The 465-nt window shown below is 44.7% G+C and carries 1 protein-coding gene; it reads right to left on the bottom strand.

Features of this window, described 5'->3' with window-relative positions; genetic code table 11:
* Positions 1–364 (bottom strand): Arm DNA-binding domain-containing protein (locus tag X919_RS14935; RefSeq protein WP_036917363.1); only part of this gene is annotated, 364 nt, incomplete at its 3' end.
* Positions 365–465 lie beyond the last annotated feature (101 nt).

Raw genomic sequence — 465 nt, 5'->3', positions numbered from 1 at the left:
TCTTCTCCCTGATGAGGATGTCCAATCGTTCGATAAGCATACATCGTGTCTGTACGCTGCCTTGAAACAGCTCTTTTACATCGGCTGCATCAAATGGGCAACCTTTGGATAGCAGAGATTGATAAGCCGACTGAACAGACAACAGCAGATTTTCCAATTTACCGTTTATCTCCACCGCCTCACGACTCTTTCCGTTCATTCTACTCTCACGGGGATTCCACAACTCTGGATTGCAGGAGAGTTTGCAACTGAACTGTGCAATACTCCTTCCAAGTGTAATACGTCCCATAATCGGAGCCTTGCCCGACTTGTCAAGACCGCTCTTTTTGATGTAGAGCAACACCTTCATTTTCTCTTGTTTCATACGCTTTAATTTTTATGGGCAAAGTTACCCGAATTAAAGCGTTCCTCACTTATGCAGAAAACTGCCGACCACAGCAACAGCCACACAAGCGAAAATAATTC

Source organism: Prevotella sp. HJM029 (assembly GCF_000599605.1).
GTDB lineage: Bacteria > Bacteroidota > Bacteroidia > Bacteroidales > Bacteroidaceae > Prevotella.
The sequence above is the reverse complement of the archived record's forward strand: the minus strand, read 5'-3'. Positions and strand labels throughout refer to the sequence as shown.